The sequence below is a fragment of the Ruegeria sp. AJ12 genome (assembly GCF_056536245.1).
Genome location: NZ_JBQFJJ010000001.1, coordinates 797,353 through 816,141, shown reverse-complemented (window position 1 = coordinate 816,141; position 18,789 = coordinate 797,353). Strand labels below are relative to the sequence as shown.

The window sequence follows — 18,789 nt, the reverse complement described above, 5'->3', positions numbered from 1 at the left end:
TCATGGCAACACATGTACTCTGGCAGGCCGATGTGGCCGACTTCGATGTCTGGCTGAAAGTGTTCCGCGAGGACAAACCCATGAGAGAGGCCGCGGGCATTCGCGACCTTCACATCTGGAAAGATCCTGACCAAAAAGACCACGCGGTGGCGCTGTTCGAGATCAGCGATCTGGACCGGGCGCAAAGTTTCATCGAGTCGGAGGAACTGGCTATGCATCACGAGCGCGGTGGCGTGGCGCATATTCAGGTCAAAGTGCTGACACCTGTCTGAACCATGCACTCCCGACTGGACATAAACCCGACCGGTTGCCCGCCTCCAACTTGTTTGGGCGACGTTTTCCAAGATGGTCGCCCATGACCCCTGAACTCACCGCCCTGACATTGGCCGCGCTGTTGCAGGTCGTGCAGTATGTGCTTATGGCAATCCCCGCCAATTTGGAGCTTGGCCCCGGAAAGACTACGTCGGCTCGGGATCGTGACCGGTTGGGTGGACCGATTGAGGATCAGCTGTCGCAGGGGACGGCGCGTTTGTACCGGGCGCTGGACAACCATTTCGAGGGATTGATCCTGTTCACGATCGCCTGCGTGGTCGTCACGTTGAGCGGTACGGCCAGCGGCTTCACAGCCGCGTGCGCATGGATCTATCTGGCGGCCCGTGTTCTTTATATCCCGGCCTACTACTACGGCCTGAAACCCTGGCGGACTGTCATCTGGTTCGCCGGGTTCCTGGCCACGACCTTTATGCTTTTGGCGGTGCTATTGTGATGCTGCTGATGTACAAAATTGTTCAGAGGTTTATGCCCTGTGACAGCCCGAATACTCAAGGAGACCCTTCATGGCAAACTATGACGTCATCGTAATCGGATCGGGCCCCGGCGGCTATGTCTGCGCCATCCGCTGTGCCCAGCTGGGGCTGAAAACCGCCGTGGTTGAAGGGCGCGAGACGCTGGGCGGAACCTGCCTCAATGTGGGCTGTATCCCGTCAAAGGCATTGCTGCATGCCAGCCACCAGTTGCACGAGGCCGAGCATAACTTTGCCAAGATGGGCCTGAAGGGCAAAAGCCCTTCGGTCGATTGGAAACAGATGCAGGCCTACAAAGAGGACACCATTGAAAGCAATACCAAGGGCATCGAGTTCCTGTTCAAGAAGAACAAGATCGATTGGCTGAAAGGCTGGGGGTCGATCCCTGCTGCTGGCCAGGTCAAGGTGGGTGACGATCTGCACGAAGCCAAGAACATCATCATCGCTTCGGGCTCGGAACCCGCGTCGCTGCCCGGTGTCGAGGTGGATGAAAAGGTTGTTGTGACCTCGACCGGTGCGCTGTCGCTGGGCAAGATTCCGAAGAAGATGGTCGTGATCGGGGCGGGTGTGATCGGGCTGGAACTGGGCTCTGTCTATCAGCGTTTGGGCACCGAAGTGACGGTGATCGAATTCCTCGACGTGATCACGCCGGGCATGGACCCCGAGGTGCAGAAAACCTTCCAGCGCATTCTCAAGAAGCAGGGCCTGAAGTTTGTTATGGGCGCAGCGGTTCAAAAGACCGAAGCCACAAAAACCAAGGCCAAGGTGACCTACAAGCTTCGCAAAGATGACAGCGAGCATGTGATCGACGCCGATACCGTTCTGGTCTCGACAGGACGCAAGCCGTTCTCGGACGGATTGGGGCTTGAGGCGCTGGGTGTTGAGATGACGCCGCGCGGCCAGATCAAGGTTGGCGCTGACTGGCAGACAAATGTTTCGGGCATTTACGCAATTGGCGACGTCACCGAAGGCCCGATGCTGGCCCACAAGGCCGAGGACGAAGGCATCGCCGCAGCCGAGCAGGTTGCCGGGAAACATGGCCATGTGAACTATGGCGTCATTCCGGGGGTGATCTACACCTGGCCCGAAGTGGCCAATGTCGGAGAAACCGAAGAGACCCTGAAAGAACAGGGCCGCGCCTACAAGGTCGGCAAGTTCATGTTCATGGGCAATGGTCGCGCCAAGGCGAATTTTGCTGCAGACGGGTTTGTGAAGATTCTGGCCGACAAGGAAACCGACCGCATTCTGGGCGCCCATATCATCGGTCCGGCGGCGGGTGATCTGATCCACGAGGTGTGCGTTGCGATGGAGTTCGGCGCCTCGGCGGAAGACCTGGCGCTGACATGCCATGCCCACCCGACCTATTCCGAAGCCGTGCGCGAAGCGGCCCTTGCCTGCGGCGACGGACCTATTCACAGCTGAGCAATTGGCCCCGGCGATTACTGCGCCGGGGTCAGCCAGGCTTCGAGATAGTCATCGAGCCTGTCCTCAAAACGCTGCGCCTCGTGCAAGGCGCAGAACTTCAGTGACATCGCCTGAACAGCAAAGGCCTGAACGCCCTCCGCAAGCAGATCGGCAGATACGTCTTGGCGGACATCGGCCTGCCTGAGCCAGTTTTCTACCACGCGAAAATAACGCGCGAAACAATGGGCGATCGGGCCGATCTCGGCGATAGCCGCCGCCCCGGAATAGCGCAACAGCAGATCAAAAACATAGCGTTCTGAGGTCATGAAACTGTGAACGGGTGACAATGCCTCGATCAGTTCGGACACCGTTTCTGGTGCCCTTCTGGCTTCTATCTGATCAAGGATTGCGCCAAGACGCTGGCCAATGAGGGTTTCCATCAACGCATCTTTGTCATGGAAATGCGCAAAGAAGGTGCCTTTTGCAACGCCCGCGGCCTTCACCACTTCCTCTACCCGCAAGGCTTGGTAGCCGTGGCGCTCAATCGCGTCTTCCGAAGCAGCAAGCAGTTTGGCGCGTGTCTTGAGAGTACGTTTCTGAATCGTCTTTTGCATACGACCAGTTTGCATGTTTTTTGACCGTGGTCAAATTTATTATTGACCGTGGTCATGTTTTGATTCTATAAACTGACCGTGGTCATTTTTAGGAGATACCCCATGCACACCAAAAAGATCTTCATCCTCGACGGACACCCTGCCGAAAGCAGCCTGTCGCGCACCTTTGCTCAGACCTACGCGGATGCCGCGCAGAACAAAGGGCATGAGGTTCGGATGGTCCATCTGAGCGATTTGCAGTTCGATCATGACTTTGGTCAGGGCAACTATCACGACTTCAAGCCGCTGGAGCCGGTCTTGGAAAACGTCCTGCAGGACATCGAGTGGAGCGACCATCTGGTCCTGACAACGCCCATGTGGTGGGGCGGTCTGCCCGCCAAGCTGAAGGGGCTGATCGACCGGATGTTCATTCCAGGGCGTACATTCGACACACGAAACACCACCAAGATCGGCTTACCAGCCCCTATGCTGACCGGGCGTACGGCGCGTGTGATCCTGACATCTGACACACCGGGCTGGTTCATGCGCCTGATCTATCGCCAGGCCCTTATTCGTCAGGTTCGCGATCAGATCTTGGGGTTCGTCGGCTTCAAGCCAACCCGGTTCACATATTTTGCGGGCGCAAGCTATCCAAAGCCGGGCAGCGTCGAGCGTTGGATTGAAAAAGTGTCCAGAATTGGAGCGGCTGCAGTTTGACATGCAGCCGACCTCTGGCCCTTACCACATCGTCTTGGCGGCGCGCGGGCCCCAGTCCTGATCATACTGCGCGCCACCTTCTTCACCAGCCGTCATTTCGGCAAGGATTTCGCCAACGGTCGGCAATTCTGTGACGCTGTGATCGCCACTCCACGTACCCGCACGCATCAGAGCCCGCGCGCATTGCGTGTAGATTTCGTTGATTTCAACAACAATCACAGTCGCAGGGCGTTTGCCTTTCTTCTCGAACCGGGCCCGCAACGCATCATCAGCCGTCAATCGCGCAGTACCGTTCAGCCGTACCACGTTGTTCGATCCCGGTACCATGAACATCAGAGAGACGCGCGGGTCGCGAACGATATTGCGCAGTGAATCCAGACGGTTGTTGCCGCGCCAATCCGGCAGCGCCAGCGTATTTGGATCAAGCTCCAGAACAACCGGCCCATCGTCGCCCCGTGGGCTGCCATCGACACCTTCTGGACCCACGGTACTCAGAATGCACAGTCGAGACGCCATGATCCACTTTCTGTAAAGCGGCGTCAGACGGTCAGCGACTTTGCGCGTGGCCGGCGCGCCGGGTGTGCCATACAGCGCCTCAAGGGCGGTTATGTCCTCAATGTACTCCATCCGGATCAAACCCCACTTCCCGCATCAATTCACCCGACCGTGCTTCGATCACCGACTCCAGGCGTTCCAGAAAATCATCCCGCGCGACACCCGGTTCAATCGGATCGAGGAAATCGACGATTGCGAGCCCGGGTTTGCGCAGAACACCAGTGCGCGGCCAGAATACACCTGCATTTGTGGCCGCCGGGATGCAGGGAAACCCGAGACCTTCATACAGAATTGCGGTGCCAACCTTGTAAGGTTTGTGTGTGCCGGGCGCGACCCGTGTGCCCTGCGGATAAATCACAAGCTGGCCGGGTTCCGTGAACTCCTTGGCCACGTCCTGGACCATCTTGGCCACAGCCGCACCTTTCTTGCCGCGATCAACGGGAATGCAACCCAGTCGACGGGCGTATACGCCAATGATCGGCGTCCACAGAAGTTCACGTTTCATGATGAACTTGCCGTGCGGGACCGCGTTGAAAATGATGATTATGTCGAGAAACGACTGGTGTTTGGCCCCGACCACCACCTCGTCTTCCGGGACAATGCCCCGCACCTCGCACCGGATACCGACCATCCATCGGGCCAGCCATATGGTTGTACGCGCGTATGTCTTGCAGGCCTGCAATGCACCACGCTTGGAAAAGACGGCATACGGCAAGAACAGGATCCCAAGGATCAGCATCCAGATGTAGATCACGATCATGAAGATCAGTGAGCGGACCCATTGAACGGCCATGGACATCAGGAAAGCTCCTTCAACTTGCGGCGAGCTGCAGTCCAGGTGGCAAAGAACGCAACCACGGCACCCAACACAGGGATAAGGCCTGGAAGAATCCAGCCAATACCCTGAAAGCCCAATCCGGTCAAAAACCCGCCCGCGTCGGAGGCGTCCGGCAGGAGCAATACGCCGATCATGCCCAGAACGGTTCCAACCAGTGCGCCAAAAAACGCCCGGAAGGTAAAGCGCCGTACGAAAGCGCCCGCGATGAACCGGTCACGCGCGCCGATCTGCCGCAAAACCCCGATGATCTGTGCGTTCGCCGCCAGCGAGGCATTCGCCGCCAATGTGATCATGGCCGCCGTTGCGCCACCGATCAGCAGAATGGAAATCCAGCCCAGCCGTCGCAGCGACGTTGCCGCATCAACCAGAGGTTCGCGCCATCTGGTGTGATCGTCCAGAACGGCGCCGGGCACTTCGGCCCCCAACCGCAGGCGCAGGCCCATGGTATCCAGTCCCGGGTCGCCTTCAACAACTTCTATCAACTGCGGAATGGGCAACGTATCCAGTGGAAGATCTGGCCCGAACCATGGCGACAACAGTGCCGCCTGCTCCTGAGCTGTCAAAGCGCGGGCAGAAGCCACGCCGGGGGTTTGGCCTAAAACCGTCAGAGCCGCATCGGTCTGTGCGGCCATTTGGTCTGCCGGTGCGTTGATGCGCACCGTCGCGGCCCCGGCCAGTTCCGTGGCCCAGCGATCCGCGATCCGGCCCGAGGCAAGTGAGAGCGCCAGGGCAAAGACCGCGAGGAACGCCATTGCGCCGGACACAAACAGTGTGAGTTGAGCGGTGTACCCTGTTGGAGGGACCACACGATCAGCACGTTTGTCCCTGTGCAGCAGGTTGCGGATGTCGCCAGAGTTCATAGATCCGCCCCCGCCAGTTGCAGTTGACGCTGCGAAATGCGCAGGACCCGGGCCTGAACCTGGCTTTTCGCTGCCCGGATCAAGCTGAGGTCATGGGTGGCGATCAGTACGGTTTTGCCCATCCGGTTCAACTCAATCATCAAACGCAACAGGCGCTGAGACATCTCCCAATCCACGTTGCCGGTGGGTTCGTCAGCCAGAACCACATCGGGCGACAGGATGACAGCACGGGCCAGCGCGGCGCGTTGCCGTTCGCCGCCCGACAGTTCCGGCGGTCGCGCCTCAAGACGGCCACCCAGCCCCACCCAGTTCAACAGCTCCGTCAGGTTATCCTGCTCGGCATGTTCCGCACGTCCGGATACCATCAGGGGCAGGGCCACGTTTTCGGCCAGTGTCATGTGATCCAGAAACTGGCAGTCCTGATGGACCACGCCAACACGACGGCGCAACAGAGCCATCTGATCCCGGTCAAGCGCCGAGATATCCTGATCAAATGCGCTCAGCCGCCCCGATGTCGGCAGCAACGCGCCGTAACAAAGCTTGAGAAGCGTGGTCTTGCCGGCCCCTGACGGGCCCGTCAGGAAATGAAATGAACCCGGCTGCAATTGCACCGAAACATTGCTTAGCAATTCACCGTCGCCATAAGTGTAGCTGACATTCTCCAGCTCGATCACGGGTGCCCCCAAGTTTTTCTGTCGCTCTTCATGCCCGAGCAGGGTTGCGGTTTCAATGCCCGCACCGGGTCGAATTGGTGACACTTGCCCTGTGAAACCGAAAACGCCCTTTGCTGTTGGGTTTTAACGGAATATCATCCCTGAAAAAACCACCATAAGGCCGGCAGACAGGCCAAGAGAGGCAGCATGCGTCTTACATGTCCGAATTGCGGTGCCCAATACGAGGTTCCGGACGAGGTCATCCCGGAAGATGGCCGGGATGTGCAGTGTTCGAATTGTGATCACACATGGTTTCAGTCCAAGTATCCCGACGAAGCGGAACCGTCACCGGAGCCTGCATTGGCAGATGCGGCAGAGGTCGAAACCGCTGACACCGATGTGGCTGAGGCAGACACCACGAACGAGGCGCCCGACGCAGAACCCGAAACCGCTACAAAACCCGAACCGGACTCGGAGCCAGAGACGGAAAAGCCCGCCGCATCCACTTCGGGGAACGTGGATCCTGCGGTCGCGACTATCCTTCAGGAAGAGGCCGCGCGCGAGTCAAAGTTGCGCGCGCAGGAAGGTGTGACGCTCGAAAGCCAGCCCGACCTCGCCTTGGACACGCCACCAGAGCCAAAAGTCGAACCCAAACGCCCTTCTGCAACCGAAACGGCAGAGGATTCAGGGCAGAAAGACGCTCTGCCGGATGTTGATGCCATCAATTCCAGCCTCCGCAGCGACGAGGCTGAGGCAGCGCCCGAAGAACCCGTGCGTAAGTCCGGCGGGTTTGTGCGTGGCTTTGCCCTGATCCTGATCATCGGGGTGGTGCTGTACCTGATCTATGGCAACGCCCAACAGATCAGCGAAGCCGTTCCACAGGCTGAACCCGTTCTGAAGCCCTACGTTTCGCTAGTGGATCAGGCCCGTATCTGGCTCGAGACTCAAGCGGGGTCTGGCGCGTCACAAAATTGACGCGCAATCTGTGTTGAGCATCAGACGAAATTGACCTTCACGTCATAAACTGACCCAAATTCCAAATACGGACAAGGTTTCGGGCTGTGCTGGATCGAGCCCAGAGTTACATGTGCTGCGAAAAGGCCGAATGTCTGGATATGCCTGCAGCACTGCTCCGATGCTCTTCCAATAACATCGTCGAACGAAAACGGCTTTGCAGATCAATGTGCTGATTGATATGTGTCAACGCTTGCCTACCGCACCACTGTTAAGCTCGGTTTAAGAACAGAGAACTCAACGCATTGAATCGAGGGTCATATGGTTATGTCACCGATGCTCTTTATCTGCCTCTTCTTTGCCGGCTTCGGAATCTTCCTGATTGGAGCGGGTGTGATCTGGTGGGTCTCTTTACAGGCCAGAAAACTTGCCCAAGAAAGCACAAGGTAAACCTGCGACCGTAGCTTCATTTCGGAGGTCGTTCTTTGGCTGTTAATGCCGAAGCGATCCTCAAGGAAAAACCGTGACACGTTATTACCTGGACGATAACGCAACCGATTTGAACGATTTGCAGAAACGGCTGGAAACCTCCGATCTGATTCCAAGCCAGAAGCCTTTGCTTGATGAACTCGACGCCAAACTTACCGCCCTTCGCACCACAGGTGTAGCGTCGCTTGCGGGTCTTCGCGCCGCGCTCAAGTCACCAAACTCGCTGGCATCTTTGTCAGAAGCATCCGGTGTCCATTCAGGTTACCTTCGGTTGCTCAAACGAACGGTCGGTGGATTCTTCCCGAAACCAAGATCCCTGAATGAGATCGACTGGCTGGAAGGGAGCTTTGCCGTGCGTCTGAAAGAGGCGGGCCTCACGAACACCAAAAAGCTATTCGATGCTGCGCAAGATGGGGTCGACGTGCTGGCGACCAAAATCGGCGTGACCGTCTCCGAATTGACGGACCTCGTCGCAATCTCTGATCTGTGCCGGATTCAGTGGGTCAGCCCGAAATTCGCGAGGGCATTGCTGGCCACCGGCCACGTCAGTGCCGCATCCGTTGCCAAGGCCGACCCTGAGAGCCTTTGCGACGCAATCATGGAAGCGAACAAGGACAGCAAATTCTATAAAGGCAAGGTGGGCTTGAGAGACGTCAGGCGACTGGTGACGGCAGCTGCATATGTTCCCAGGAACTGAACTACGGGGTTGATCGCTGATGCCCCGACGCATTCTTGGCTCCACTCGGTCTTCGACCATCTTCGCCAGGATCGACCGTTAAGGAGAACGTTTCAAACGTTCTTTGCATAGGGAGAAGGACCTTGGAAACCAATCAACTTCATCGCGGTAGGCTTATCGACCACCTGCAGCTTGTTGTGCACGACTTGCAGGCAAGCCGTACCTTCTACACGGCGGCTCTGGCGGTGTTGGATATCCCCATCGTCAACACGAACGAGGATTTTTTCTGGGCAGATGAACTCGTCGTCTCCTCGGCTGAGAGCCCTGCGTCCCTTGGCGTTCTGACCGGGCGTCACCACCTTGCGTTCCAGGCAAAGAACCGTGCGACGGTAGATGCGTTTTACCGTGCAGCCATGGATCATGGTGGCCGCGACAACGGTGCACCCGGTGAGCGCCCTTATCACCCAGGTTACTACGCTGCTTTCGTGCTCGACCCCGACGGCAACAACATCGAAGCCGTGTACCATGGTGAGGCTCGGCGAAGCGCACCGTCAGTGGTGATCGAATTTCAATGAGCAGACGTTGAACTCCTGCGGGCAGATGCCGGCTTTAGTCCGCATGGCCGCCATTGGGTCAGTAATGTTAGACGTTTGGCCCAAAATGCGCGACGCGACGCTTTTGAATGTTTCGGAATAGCGCGTAACACGACCTAAAGGTCTGCAATGCTCAAAACTCTGATCGATCAGAACCGCTCCAGCAACCGTTTGAGGTATTCCAGTTCGATCTTTGGCCGGTCCTGCTCACCGGTGCGTCGGCGGATTTCATCCAGCAATTCTCGGGCGCGGCGATAAACATCTTCGCCCTGAAGCAGGTTTTCATCCGTCGATATCGATCCCGTTGCCCCTGGATTGCGGCCAAGCGGATCACGGTTGTTGGCCTGCATGTCGCCTTCCTGAGTGCCCTGCCCCGGCTGGTTTTGCTGGTTCTGCGCAAGGGCCTCGCCCAGCGAACGCATGCCTTCACGCAGCGCTTCCATCGCTTCGGATTGGCGATCGATGGCTTCGGCCAGATCATCGCTGCGCAGAGCCTCTTCGGCGTCATCCATGGCCCGACCGGCACGACCCAGAGCGTCACGCGCCGCTTCGCCCTCGGGCGTTCCAGTTCCAGGCAAGCCTTGCTCCTGCCGTCTCAACTCATCGCGCAGCGCCTGTTGGCGGTCCGCAAGCGAACCCTGGCCCTGCTGGCCTTCTCCGGGCTGGTCCGCGCCCTGACCCTGACCGCCTTGACCTTCGTGGCTTTGGCCCCGGCCCTGACCCCCGGATCGGCCTTCGTTGCCCTGACTTTCGCCAGCCTGAGCGCCGGGATTGAACTGCTCCTGCAGATCGCGGAAGGCCTGATCGCTGAGGCCTTGTTGTTCACGCAGGGTTTCGGCAAGGCCTTCCATCGCTTGCTGGCCTTCGGATTGGCCGCCCTGACCCTGTCCCTGCGTAACCCGCATGTTTTCCATCATCTGCTGGAACTCTTCCAACGCCTGCTGGGCCTCGGCCATGCGGCCCTGTTCCATCAACTCCTGAATACGGTCCATCATGCGCTGCAGGTCATCCTGCGTCATCTGCAGGGTTTCACCGTTCTGACCGGGCTGCTGTTCGCCGTCCTGGCCGTCCTGTTGCGCCAGCCGCTGAAGTTGCCGCATGTAGTCCTGCGTCGCCTCGCGCAGTTCCTGCATCAGTTCGGCTATTTCTTCGTCGCTGGCCCCGTTTTGCATTGCCTCGGTCAGACGTTCCTGAGCCCGCCGCATCCGCTCCAGCGCATCCGCCAGCGTCCCGTCTTCGATCAGCACGGCCAATTCCCACAGGGCCTGAGCGATTTCTTCTTGTTGTTTGAAGTCCAGAGCTCCGTAGCGATCAAATGTCTCCAGCCGCCGCAACACAACGCGCAACCGCAAATAGGCGGTGTCGGATCGGAACAGGTCTTCCGGAAGATGTGAGACAGCCCGCAACATCTGCGCGACACGCGTTGCGTTCGAACGCGCCCACAACAGGTCCCGCCGCTGCTCAATAACTGCCGCGGCAAGCGGATCAAAGAACCGACGGGCGGGCAGGTCGGTCTGATATGGTTCAGACGCAGACTGCTGAGCGTCCGCGTCCTGCGCCATCAATGTGATCCTGACCGGCAGATGCGCCCAAGGGTGCTGCGAAAAATCTTCGATCAGATCTTCGGTGAAATCGGCCCGGTCACCGGTGATGGGCATCGGCAACTCGACTTCGATCACGTCACGCGGCTCGGGATCGACGGTCAGGCCATAGCGCCGATCCACCGTCGCCAGATCAAGCTCGATCCGCGCCGAACCGGAGACGATACCGTAGTCATCGCTGGCCGCAAACGGCAGTTTCATCTGCCCGCCCGCCTCGGACTCGGCTCTGCCCGCAACCGAGATTTGCGGCGGCATGTCCGCGGTCACATCCAGCGCCCAGTTCTGCGCAGCCGGTCCATCGATGCGCAACTGGCCGGATTTTTCCGCGACGAACTCCTGTTCGGGCTCCGTTGCGGCCTCTGTCCCTGTCGAAGATGCCGTTTCCGTCAGGCTGTGCGCACCAACCTCGCCGTAAAACCGCAGGGTGATGCGGCTGCCTTGAGGTACGGACAAGTCCGCACCGGATTGGTCTGCCAGATACAGCGTTGGCAGGCCTGTGTAGCGCGGCGGCTCGACCCAGCCTTCCCAGGTCGGGCCTTGCCCGGCCACAGCGGCGCCCGGCGCCATATCGGCAACCGACCCGACACGCCAGACCGAGCCAAACAACACCGCAACCACCAGCGCCAACAGGGCTGCGTACCGCAGCGCATAGGGATCCCGGGCCGCCAGCCTGAGGTCCGGTTTCACCGCCTCCGCCTGCGACGCACGGTCCGCCATCCGCGCCTTGTGGACCTGCCACAGCGACACAGAGTCCGCATCCGTCGCACCAATGGCCTGATCGTCCATCAATGCCTGAATGGGGCGGCCCGGCAGGGTTTCATCCAGCCGCGCAAGTGCCTCGGCGCTGGACGGGATGTGGAATCGCCTGATCCCGGTGACAGTAGCCACACCGAGACCAACCAAAACAACAGCGCCGGCACCCCACACCAGTTCGACAGGCACGTGGTCCTGCATGCCCAGCATCAAAACTGCCAAAATGGCCATTAAAATCGAAAAAACCGGCCAAAACGCGCGCAAAACCTGTTCGGCCAGCATCCCCAGATGCGTCAGCCACAAGGGCAGACGTGGAACTGGCAGGTTTGATCTGTCGGTCAAGGCGCGCCTCCTGATCCGGCCCGCGCGGTTATCGCGTCAAAGCCACACAGGTATGGTATCGCGGTTTATGATTTCGTCAAAGCTCGGGCGTTCACGAATAACTGCAAATTGATCCCCGTGCACCATCACCTCGGGGATAAGGGGACGGGTGTTGTATTCACTGGACATCACCGCGCCGTAGGCCCCGGCGCTGCGGAATGCGATCAGATCACCGGGTTCGAGTGGCGGCATATTGCGCGCTCTGGCAAATGTGTCACCCGTTTCGCAAACCGGGCCAACGATATCAAAGGGGCGTTGCTCGACTCCGGGTGCGGGCTCGTTGACGGCGACGATATCGTGATACGCCTCGTACATCGCCGGGCGGATCAGGTCATTCATCGCCCCGTCCAGAATCAGGAAATCCCGGCCTTCACCGGATTTGACATAGATGACCTTGGACACCATCAGCCCGGCATTACCTGCGATCAGACGGCCCGGTTCAATCTCGATCTCGCAGTCCAGGTGACCCAGTGTCTTCTTGATCATGGCGCCGTATTCCAGTGGCAAGGGTGGTGCGTCGTTCGAGCGGGTGTAGGGGATGCCCAGGCCGCCGCCCAGATCAAGGCGGCTGATATTGTGGCCCTCGGACCGCAACCGCTCGGTCAGTTCCGCGACCTTGGCATAGGCCTGTTCAAAGGGCTCCAACTCCGTCAATTGCGAGCCGATATGAACATCGATGCCGATCACCTCGAGACCGGGAAGGCTGGCCGCGTGGGCGTACACTTCTGACGCACGTGAGATCGGAATGCCGAATTTGTTTTCAGATTTCCCTGTCGCGATCTTTGCGTGGGTTTTGGCATCCACATCCGGGTTCACCCGAACAGTGATCGGCGCGGTCACTCCCAAACCCAGCGCGACCGCGTTGATCACTTCCATCTCTGGCTCGGATTCGACGTTGAACTGCCTGACACCACCGGTCAGCGCCAGGCGGATTTCATCCTCGGTTTTCCCAACACCTGAGAATACGATTTTGTCGCCGGGCACACCGGCAGCTTTGGCGCGCAGGTATTCCCCGCCCGAGACCACATCCATGCCGGCCCCCGCCTGAGCCAGCGTTTTGAGGATCGCCTGATTGCTGGCCGCCTTCATCGCATAGCAAACCAGGTGGTCGGTTCCGTCCAGCGCATCGTCAAACAGTTTGAAATGCCGCAGAAGCGTGGCGGTCGAATACACGTAGAACGGGGTTCCGACCGCGGCAGCAATCTCGGAAATCGGGACATCCTCGGCGTAGAGCGCGCCGTCGCGGTAGAGAAAGTGATCCATGACCGCGCGCTTAGACCAAAAGTGGTAAGCAGATCAATTGATTCCGCGCCCAATGCGGCAATCGCCGTTTCTAGAACTCCGTCGAGACTCCAAAACGGCCATAGCCCGAAACGGAAAAGCCCGTGCCCGACTGCCTGGGTTCAGCCTCTGGTTCGGGCCGCGGCGCCGTGGACGGCTCACACGCCGCCAACACAACAAGAGTCAGGAGTAGTGCGATGGGTTTCATGCTGTTTTTATCACCAATAGTCTCGCCTTAAGCACCAAGGCGTATGTATTCACAACTAAGGCCAGGCAACCCGGTTTACAACAAGCCCTGAGGTCAGAAACCCAGATAAATCCCGAGAGGGCCTCGATTCAGCCCGACACCGCCGCCAACATAACTGCCGCTTGAGCCAACACCAACATTCGCGCTGACGGTTGGTTGCACCGGTTCACCATCAACGCCGCAGCCCGCAAGCGTCGCAGCAGCTGCAACGACAAGGATCACACGCAGAAACGTCATCATACTATCGCTTTCCATCGGTCGACCTGGGCACGCACCTGATCCGGCGCCGTACCACCATAGGACTGTCGGGAGTTTACCGAATTTTCGACCGTAAGAACAGAATAGACGTCATCTGTTATAGCGGCATGGACAGACTGCATGTCCTCAAGGGCCAAGTCCGGCAGATCACAGCCGTTGTCCTCGGCCATGGCCACCAACGCTCCGGTAACGTGGTGCGCATCGCGGAACGGCAGACCCAGCACGCGGACCAGCCAGTCGGCCAGATCGGTCGCGGTTGAAAACCCCGAGCCCGCTGCCGCCGCCAAACTGGCGCGGTTGGCGGTCATGTCCTTGACCATGCCCTCCATTGCTGCCAGCGCCAGCATCCAGTTGTCTGCAGCATCAAAGACCTGTTCCTTGTCTTCCTGCATATCCTTGGAATAGGCGAGTGGCAGGCCCTTCATCACCATCATCAGCGCAGTATTTGCGCCATAAATCCGGCCCACCTTGGCGCGGATCAGTTCCGCCGCATCCGGGTTTTTCTTCTGCGGCATGATCGACGATCCGGTCGAGAACCGGTCGGACAGAGTAACAAAGCGGAACTGGGCCGAAGACCAGATCACCAGCTCTTCGGCAAAGCGCGACAGATGCACGGCACAGATTGAGGCGGTCGACAGGAACTCCAGCGCAAAATCCCGATCGCTGACGGCGTCCAGCGAATTGGCTGCGGGACGGTCAAAGCCCAGCGCTTCGGCCGTCATGTGACGGTCGATGGGAAAAGACGTTCCAGCCAGCGCGGCAGCCCCCAAGGGGGATTCGTTCATCCGCGCCCGCGCATCACGGACGCGGGACAGGTCGCGGCCAAACATCTCGACATAGGCCATCATATGATGGCCCCAAGTCACCGGCTGTGCGGTTTGTAGATGCGTAAAGCCGGGCATGACCCAATCGGCCCCGGCTTCGGCCTGCGCCAGAAGCGCGCGGATCAAGGCCAGCAGGCCGGTTTCAGCCGCGTCCAACTGATCGCGCACCCAAAGTTTGAAATCGGTCGCCACCTGGTCATTGCGCGACCGGCCCGTGTGCAGACGGCCTGCGGGCTTTCCAATCACCTCTTTCAGCCGCGCCTCGACATTCATGTGAATGTCTTCCAGCGCGGTCGAGAACTGAAACGTGCCGCTCTGGATTTCTGACAAAACGGTGAGCAGCCCTTCCCGAATAGCCTGCGCATCACTATCACTTATGACGCCTGTGGCAGCCAACATGGCGGCATGGGCGCGCGAGCCTGCAATGTCCTGGGCTGCCATCCGCTGATCGAACCCGATCGAGGCGTTGATTGCCTCCATGATCGCGTCCGGACCGGCGGCAAAGCGGCCGCCCCACATCTGGTTCGAGGATTGATCGGTCATGTAAGAAAACCCGGAGTTGATATGCGCCTATTTCGTCTGATCCCCCTTTATATGGCCCTTGCGCTGGGTGCAAACGCGGCCTTGGCCACCGATGCCGAAACGCTGGGCCCATTGCGCGAAGACAGCCTGAAGCGGTTGATCCTGCACAGTGAGCCCAAACCGGTCAAAGCCGTCGAGTTCATGCTCGAGGATGAGGGCGGCACGGCGACACTTGAGGACTACAAGGGCAAATATGTACTGCTGAACTTCTGGGCCACTTGGTGCGCGCCCTGCCGCAAGGAAATGCCCCAGATTGCTGAGTTGCAGGAGGAATTTGGCGGTGACAGGTTCGAGGTTCTGACACTGGCGACCGGGCGCAATTCACCCGCCGGGATCAAGAAATTCTTCGAAGAAAACGGGATCACCAACCTTCCGCGCCATCAGGACCCGAAACAGGCCGTCGCCCGGGAAATGGGCGTCATCGGCCTGCCCATCACGGTGATCATCGATCCGGACGGCAATGAAATCGCGCGGCTGATCGGCGATGCCGAGTGGAACTCGGACAGCGCCAAGGCGATCATTTCGACACTGGTTGAGGCAAACAGCTGACGCCGCAGGCCTTTCTTAATCGTTTGTGCTAGACTGAAGCCGGCCCCAATGGGCCGGTTTTTTTGTTGGCAAACATTGGAAGGGAGACTGCGATGAAACCGGTGGTTTTGCTGATTGGGCGACTGCCGAATGTGATTGGGGACGTGGCCCGGCAACTGGACCATTTGCCGATTCAATGGCTGGGGGCACATGACCAGGACGAGGTCCGTCGGCAGTTGGAGGCTGAGCCGCGCATTTCCTGCGCCATAATGGGCGCCGGGTTGGATGACGCCGTGCGCGGCGAAATGGTGGGCATCATCGCCGCGCGCCGCCCTGATATCTGCATCCATCTCAAAGATCGGGCCTCTGGCCCTGAAGGGCTGGTGCCCTTTGTTCAAAGGGTTGTGCAGCACGAGATTCTGGAACGACTGGAACGCGGCTGACGCAACGCCACCTTTGACAGTCTCCGGCCCGCTTTGCACTCTGTCGCCGGGGAGGACGGAATGCCGCTGGAAATTCTTTTGGTCCTTGTGGTCGGAGGTATCGCCGGAATAACCATCCTGTTGCATTTGACCGGGCGGTCGGATCGGCGTGTGTTGACGCAGGATACGGCACATGCTGACTGGTCGCGCCATTTCCCCGGTGATGCCGTGATTGATGTCACGGTTTCTCACGATGGCTTGGCTGCGCTGATCCGGACGGAAACAGGGGCAGGCCTGCTGTGGTCATTCGGCGCGGATACGGTCGCCCGGCATCTGCTGGATTTTGACTGGATCGAACACCCCAAGGGCTTTGAATTTCAGTTTCACGACTTTGCCACGCCCAGTGTCCTCGTCCACCTCGACGAAATAGAGCGCCGTCACTGGCGACATCTGATGGAGCCCGCATGACCGATACCATTAGCTTTCCCGACGCCGTGCAATGGGCTGTACCGTTTTTCATTGCCGCCATATTGATCGAATTTCTGTGGATTGCGATCAAAGGCAAAGGCGGGCGCTATGAAACCCGCGATGCGGTGACCTCACTGATCATGGGCGCGGGCAACATCGCGTCCGGATTCTTGCTGGGGTTCATTGCCTATGCGTTTTTCATGTGGCTGTGGCAAATCACGCCGTTGAACCTTGGGACGTCGATCCCCGTCATTATCCTGTGTTTTGTACTGGATGACCTGAGATATTACTGGGTGCACCGATTTGGCCATCGCATTCGCTGGGTCTGGGCCAGCCACGTGAACCACCACAGTTCACAGCACTACAACCTGACCACCGCATTGCGGCAAACCTGGACCTACACGTTCACCTTCATGATGGTCGTACGGGCACCCTTGATCCTGTTGGGATTTCACCCCGCGATGGTTCTGTTCGTGGGCGGGCTAAACCTGATCTACCAGTTCTGGATCCACACCGAGGCCATCGGCAAAATGCCCCGCTGGTTCGAAGCGGTCATGAATACGCCCAGCCATCACCGGGCTCATCACGGGCGCAACGCCCGCTACCTTGACTGCAACTATGCGGGCGTCTTCATCATCTGGGACAAACTGTTTGGCACCTTCGTTCCCGAGCAGGACGACGACCGCGTCGACTATGGGCTGGTGCACAATATCGGAACGTTCAACCCGCTGCGTGTCGCTTTCCACGAATGGGTCGGCATCTGGCGTGATGCAACGCAGCCGGGCCTGACACTGCGCCAACGATTGGCCTATTGCTTTGCGCCACCGGGCTACAGCCACGATGGCAGCCGGGACAACTCCACACAGATCAAGCAAAAGCACTTGGCCCGGCACCCCGAGGATCGCGGGACGCCCGGATTCGAGCAATTCGACGAAAATCCGCCCAATACACAGGCAGAACGCGCCTGACACTCTCGTGAGCGCGGCTCGGAGGACTTGAAATCCGGGCCTCATAGGCCATATCGGACTTCATGACTTGTGTATGAGTGACCGGAGATCCGAATGACCCGTGTAACAACTGTATCGACGTTTATTGGGCTTCTGGGTCTCGTTCTGGCGATGTTGGCTGCAATCGGCAGCGCCGTGACTGCATTGATCGTCCTGGGCTTTGCCATGATGGTGCTTGGCGTTATGGGCGCCCTGATTGGCGCAGCGGCGTCCTTTACTCGCGCCTGGCAAGCCGCACGCTGAACCCAAATCTCCCGAAATCTGTCTCGTCTTAACCGCAGATTCATCTGTTTGCTCTGACATTGGGGCTGAATCTTTTTCAGCAACAGTCTGGGACCGGCGCCTATGCGCGACAAGAAACTCGCAGATCTGCCAGAAGGGTCCGAGAACCCATTGACCTCGGCGGTCTCTGCCCGCGACCGTTCGGTTGTGCAGATGGCGACCGATGCGGTGAAACACAAACAGTGCAAGTTGGCGTTTCAGCCGGTGGTACAGGCGCAGCCCCCGCATGAGATCGCGTTTTACGAAGGGTTCATCCGCGTTCTCGATGAAACAGGACGGGTCATACCGGCCCGTGAGTTCATGCCTCAGGTCGAAAACACGCCGATTGGACGGGAACTGGATTGCGTCGCTCTGGAAATGGGTTTGCGCGCCCTTGCCCGAAACCCGGATATTCGCCTGTCCATCAACATGTCGGCACGGTCGATCGGGTTCGCCCGCTGGTCCCGCGTACTGGAGCGGTCCCTGAAACGAGATTCCACGATTGGGGATCGACTGATCCTGGAAATCTCGGAAAGCTCGACGATGCAGGTGCCCGACCTTGTTGTCGATTTCATGGATCGACTGCAGGAAAAAGGCATTGCCTTTGCGCTCGATGATTTCGGCGCGAGCAATTTCAGCTTTCGGCATTTTCGCGAGTTCCTGTTTGACGCCGCCAAGATCGACGGCCAGTTCGTGCGGGGCATCAACGGCAACCCGGACAATCAGGCCCTGGTGCGCGCTTTGATCGCGGTGGCACGGGAGTTCGAAATCCTCGTGACCGCCGAATCGGTTGAAACCCAGGAGGAGGCCGAGTTTCTGTCCTCCTGCGGTGTCGACTGCCTGCAGGGTTTCCTGTTCGGCGCACCTTCGGTTTCGCCCCCGTGGAAGCAGGAAACAAGCTCGAAAACAGGGACTTAACGCACCCCAGTATGTCGCGGCAAATCGCCGGTTCAAACTATGAGACAAGCTGTCCGTTGCTGCAGATGCAGCATTAGGCTATGGCAGGTAGTGCTGGAGCGGGGGATCACAGGGCGCTCTTGT

The 18,789-nt window shown here is 58.8% G+C and carries 22 protein-coding genes; 13 read left to right on the top strand and 9 right to left on the bottom strand.

Annotated elements, in window-relative coordinates:
- Positions 1 to 2: 2 nt before the first annotated feature.
- The 3 genes from ACR3E0_RS04075 to lpdA all read left to right on the top strand — a co-directional run bounded on the left by ACR3E0_RS04075 (position 3) and on the right by lpdA (position 2,225).
- Entirely contained in the window at positions 3 to 272 is a 270-nt protein-coding gene (locus ACR3E0_RS04075) for a hypothetical protein (RefSeq protein ID WP_480476419.1), read from the top strand.
- Positions 273 to 355: 83 nt separating this feature from the next.
- Positions 356 to 766 carry an MAPEG family protein gene (locus ACR3E0_RS04070; RefSeq protein ID WP_480476417.1) on the top strand — a complete coding sequence of 137 codons (411 nt, stop codon included), beginning with the start codon at positions 356 to 358 and terminating at the stop codon, positions 764 to 766.
- 70 nt (positions 767 to 836) lie between these two features.
- Positions 837 to 2,225: a dihydrolipoyl dehydrogenase gene (lpdA, locus tag ACR3E0_RS04065; RefSeq protein ID WP_480476415.1), complete on the top strand. Its 1,389-nt coding sequence runs from the start codon at positions 837 to 839 to the stop codon at positions 2,223 to 2,225.
- 17 nt (positions 2,226 to 2,242) lie between these two features.
- On the opposite strand, the gene ACR3E0_RS04060 is transcribed toward lpdA, so the two are convergent.
- The gene (locus ACR3E0_RS04060) at positions 2,243 to 2,821 is read right to left on the bottom strand and encodes a TetR/AcrR family transcriptional regulator (protein WP_480476413.1); all 579 of its coding nucleotides are present in this window, start codon (positions 2,819 to 2,821) and stop codon (positions 2,243 to 2,245) included.
- A 102-nt stretch (positions 2,822 to 2,923) separates the two neighbouring features.
- Between ACR3E0_RS04060 and ACR3E0_RS04055 the strand changes: the two genes are divergently transcribed.
- Positions 2,924 to 3,517, top strand: coding sequence for an NAD(P)H-dependent oxidoreductase (locus ACR3E0_RS04055; RefSeq protein WP_480476411.1), 594 nt, complete (start codon positions 2,924 to 2,926; stop codon positions 3,515 to 3,517).
- 21 nt (positions 3,518 to 3,538) lie between these two features.
- On the opposite strand, the gene ACR3E0_RS04050 is transcribed toward ACR3E0_RS04055, so the two are convergent.
- The 4 genes from ACR3E0_RS04050 to ACR3E0_RS04035 are packed head-to-tail and all read right to left on the bottom strand — an operon-like array spanning position 3,539 to position 6,444.
- The gene (locus tag ACR3E0_RS04050) at positions 3,539 to 4,144 is read right to left on the bottom strand and encodes a pyridoxamine 5'-phosphate oxidase family protein (RefSeq protein WP_480476409.1); all 606 of its coding nucleotides are present in this window, start codon (positions 4,142 to 4,144) and stop codon (positions 3,539 to 3,541) included.
- Complete coding sequence (locus ACR3E0_RS04045; RefSeq protein ID WP_480476407.1) at positions 4,131 to 4,871, bottom strand: lysophospholipid acyltransferase family protein; 741 nt, start codon at positions 4,869 to 4,871, stop codon at positions 4,131 to 4,133. Before ACR3E0_RS04045 ends, ACR3E0_RS04050 begins: the two co-directional genes overlap by 14 nt.
- On the bottom strand, positions 4,871 to 5,770 hold the full coding sequence (locus ACR3E0_RS04040) for a cell division protein FtsX (protein ID WP_480476405.1): 900 nt from the start codon (positions 5,768 to 5,770) through the stop codon (positions 4,871 to 4,873). Before ACR3E0_RS04040 ends, ACR3E0_RS04045 begins: the two co-directional genes overlap by 1 nt.
- Positions 5,767 to 6,444, bottom strand: a complete 678-nt coding sequence (locus tag ACR3E0_RS04035; protein ID WP_480476403.1) for a cell division ATP-binding protein FtsE — start codon at positions 6,442 to 6,444, stop codon at positions 5,767 to 5,769. The genes ACR3E0_RS04040 and ACR3E0_RS04035 overlap by 4 nt, the downstream gene beginning before the upstream one ends.
- Before the next feature lie 186 nt (positions 6,445 to 6,630).
- Between ACR3E0_RS04035 and ACR3E0_RS04030 the strand changes: the two genes are divergently transcribed.
- The 3 genes from ACR3E0_RS04030 (at position 6,631) to ACR3E0_RS04020 (ending at position 9,117) form a co-directional block, all read left to right on the top strand.
- Positions 6,631 to 7,398 carry a zinc-ribbon domain-containing protein gene (locus ACR3E0_RS04030; protein WP_480476401.1) on the top strand — a complete coding sequence of 256 codons (768 nt, stop codon included), beginning with the start codon at positions 6,631 to 6,633 and terminating at the stop codon, positions 7,396 to 7,398.
- Between the two features lie 502 nt (positions 7,399 to 7,900).
- Complete coding sequence (locus ACR3E0_RS04025) at positions 7,901 to 8,563, top strand: DUF4332 domain-containing protein (protein WP_480476399.1); 663 nt, start codon at positions 7,901 to 7,903, stop codon at positions 8,561 to 8,563.
- A gap of 122 nt (positions 8,564 to 8,685) precedes the next feature.
- Entirely contained in the window at positions 8,686 to 9,117 is a 432-nt protein-coding gene (locus ACR3E0_RS04020; RefSeq protein WP_480476397.1) for a VOC family protein, read from the top strand.
- 167 nt (positions 9,118 to 9,284) lie between these two features.
- Here ACR3E0_RS04020 and ACR3E0_RS04015 read toward each other — a convergent pair whose 3' ends face one another.
- From ACR3E0_RS04015 to argH, 4 genes are all read right to left on the bottom strand, one after another.
- Positions 9,285 to 11,831: a TIGR02302 family protein gene (locus ACR3E0_RS04015; protein WP_480476395.1), complete on the bottom strand. Its 2,547-nt coding sequence runs from the start codon at positions 11,829 to 11,831 to the stop codon at positions 9,285 to 9,287.
- A 36-nt stretch (positions 11,832 to 11,867) separates the two neighbouring features.
- Entirely contained in the window at positions 11,868 to 13,133 is a 1,266-nt protein-coding gene (lysA, locus tag ACR3E0_RS04010) for a diaminopimelate decarboxylase (protein WP_480476393.1), read from the bottom strand.
- Positions 13,134 to 13,452: 319 nt separating this feature from the next.
- A complete protein-coding gene (locus tag ACR3E0_RS04005) occupies positions 13,453 to 13,638 on the bottom strand; it encodes a hypothetical protein (RefSeq protein WP_480476391.1) in 186 nt (61 codons plus the stop codon).
- On the bottom strand, positions 13,635 to 15,023 hold the full coding sequence (argH, locus tag ACR3E0_RS04000) for an argininosuccinate lyase (protein ID WP_480476389.1): 1,389 nt from the start codon (positions 15,021 to 15,023) through the stop codon (positions 13,635 to 13,637). The genes ACR3E0_RS04005 and argH overlap by 4 nt, the downstream gene beginning before the upstream one ends.
- A 21-nt stretch (positions 15,024 to 15,044) precedes the next feature.
- Between argH and ACR3E0_RS03995 the strand changes: the two genes are divergently transcribed.
- The 6 genes from ACR3E0_RS03995 to ACR3E0_RS03970 all read left to right on the top strand — a co-directional run bounded on the left by ACR3E0_RS03995 (position 15,045) and on the right by ACR3E0_RS03970 (position 18,666).
- On the top strand, positions 15,045 to 15,611 hold the full coding sequence (locus tag ACR3E0_RS03995) for a TlpA disulfide reductase family protein (RefSeq protein ID WP_480476387.1): 567 nt from the start codon (positions 15,045 to 15,047) through the stop codon (positions 15,609 to 15,611).
- Between the two features lie 92 nt (positions 15,612 to 15,703).
- Positions 15,704 to 16,033, top strand: coding sequence for a hypothetical protein (locus ACR3E0_RS03990; protein WP_480476385.1), 330 nt, complete (start codon positions 15,704 to 15,706; stop codon positions 16,031 to 16,033).
- Positions 16,034 to 16,093: 60 nt separating this feature from the next.
- Entirely contained in the window at positions 16,094 to 16,480 is a 387-nt protein-coding gene (locus ACR3E0_RS03985; RefSeq protein ID WP_480476383.1) for a hypothetical protein, read from the top strand.
- Positions 16,477 to 17,448 (top strand): sterol desaturase family protein, encoded by a 972-nt coding sequence (locus tag ACR3E0_RS03980; protein WP_480476381.1) that lies wholly within the window; start codon positions 16,477 to 16,479, stop codon positions 17,446 to 17,448. The genes ACR3E0_RS03985 and ACR3E0_RS03980 overlap by 4 nt, the downstream gene beginning before the upstream one ends.
- Positions 17,449 to 17,541: 93 nt before the next feature.
- Positions 17,542 to 17,730, top strand: coding sequence for a hypothetical protein (locus ACR3E0_RS03975; RefSeq protein ID WP_480476379.1), 189 nt, complete (start codon positions 17,542 to 17,544; stop codon positions 17,728 to 17,730).
- Positions 17,731 to 17,832: 102 nt separating this feature from the next.
- Positions 17,833 to 18,666, top strand: coding sequence for an EAL domain-containing protein (locus ACR3E0_RS03970; RefSeq protein WP_480476377.1), 834 nt, complete (start codon positions 17,833 to 17,835; stop codon positions 18,664 to 18,666).
- Positions 18,667 to 18,789: the final 123 nt, after the last annotated feature.

Bases quoted from the DNA above. Each gene is read 5' to 3' on its own strand.
- argH (WP_480476389.1), bottom strand. From the start codon at position 15,023: ATGACCGATCAATCCTCGAACCAGATGTGGGGCGGCCGCTTTGCCGCC.
- ACR3E0_RS04070 (WP_480476417.1), top strand. From the start codon at position 356: ATGACCCCTGAACTCACCGCCCTGACATTGGCCGCGCTGTTGCAGGTC.
- ACR3E0_RS04030 (WP_480476401.1), top strand. From the start codon at position 6,631: ATGCGTCTTACATGTCCGAATTGCGGTGCCCAATACGAGGTTCCGGAC.
- ACR3E0_RS04050 (WP_480476409.1), bottom strand. From the start codon at position 4,144: ATGGAGTACATTGAGGACATAACCGCCCTTGAGGCGCTGTATGGCACA.
- lysA (WP_480476393.1), bottom strand. From the start codon at position 13,133: ATGGATCACTTTCTCTACCGCGACGGCGCGCTCTACGCCGAGGATGTC.
- ACR3E0_RS04055 (WP_480476411.1), top strand. From the start codon at position 2,924: ATGCACACCAAAAAGATCTTCATCCTCGACGGACACCCTGCCGAAAGC.
- ACR3E0_RS03985 (WP_480476383.1), top strand. From the start codon at position 16,094: ATGCCGCTGGAAATTCTTTTGGTCCTTGTGGTCGGAGGTATCGCCGGA.
- ACR3E0_RS03970 (WP_480476377.1), top strand. From the start codon at position 17,833: ATGCGCGACAAGAAACTCGCAGATCTGCCAGAAGGGTCCGAGAACCCA.
- ACR3E0_RS04060 (WP_480476413.1), bottom strand. From the start codon at position 2,821: ATGCAAAAGACGATTCAGAAACGTACTCTCAAGACACGCGCCAAACTG.
- ACR3E0_RS03995 (WP_480476387.1), top strand. From the start codon at position 15,045: ATGCGCCTATTTCGTCTGATCCCCCTTTATATGGCCCTTGCGCTGGGT.
- ACR3E0_RS03975 (WP_480476379.1), top strand. From the start codon at position 17,542: ATGACCCGTGTAACAACTGTATCGACGTTTATTGGGCTTCTGGGTCTC.
- ACR3E0_RS04040 (WP_480476405.1), bottom strand. From the start codon at position 5,770: ATGAACTCTGGCGACATCCGCAACCTGCTGCACAGGGACAAACGTGCT.
- ACR3E0_RS03990 (WP_480476385.1), top strand. From the start codon at position 15,704: ATGAAACCGGTGGTTTTGCTGATTGGGCGACTGCCGAATGTGATTGGG.
- ACR3E0_RS04075 (WP_480476419.1), top strand. From the start codon at position 3: ATGGCAACACATGTACTCTGGCAGGCCGATGTGGCCGACTTCGATGTC.
- ACR3E0_RS04005 (WP_480476391.1), bottom strand. From the start codon at position 13,638: ATGATGACGTTTCTGCGTGTGATCCTTGTCGTTGCAGCTGCTGCGACG.
- ACR3E0_RS04045 (WP_480476407.1), bottom strand. From the start codon at position 4,871: ATGTCCATGGCCGTTCAATGGGTCCGCTCACTGATCTTCATGATCGTG.
- ACR3E0_RS03980 (WP_480476381.1), top strand. From the start codon at position 16,477: ATGACCGATACCATTAGCTTTCCCGACGCCGTGCAATGGGCTGTACCG.
- lpdA (WP_480476415.1), top strand. From the start codon at position 837: ATGGCAAACTATGACGTCATCGTAATCGGATCGGGCCCCGGCGGCTAT.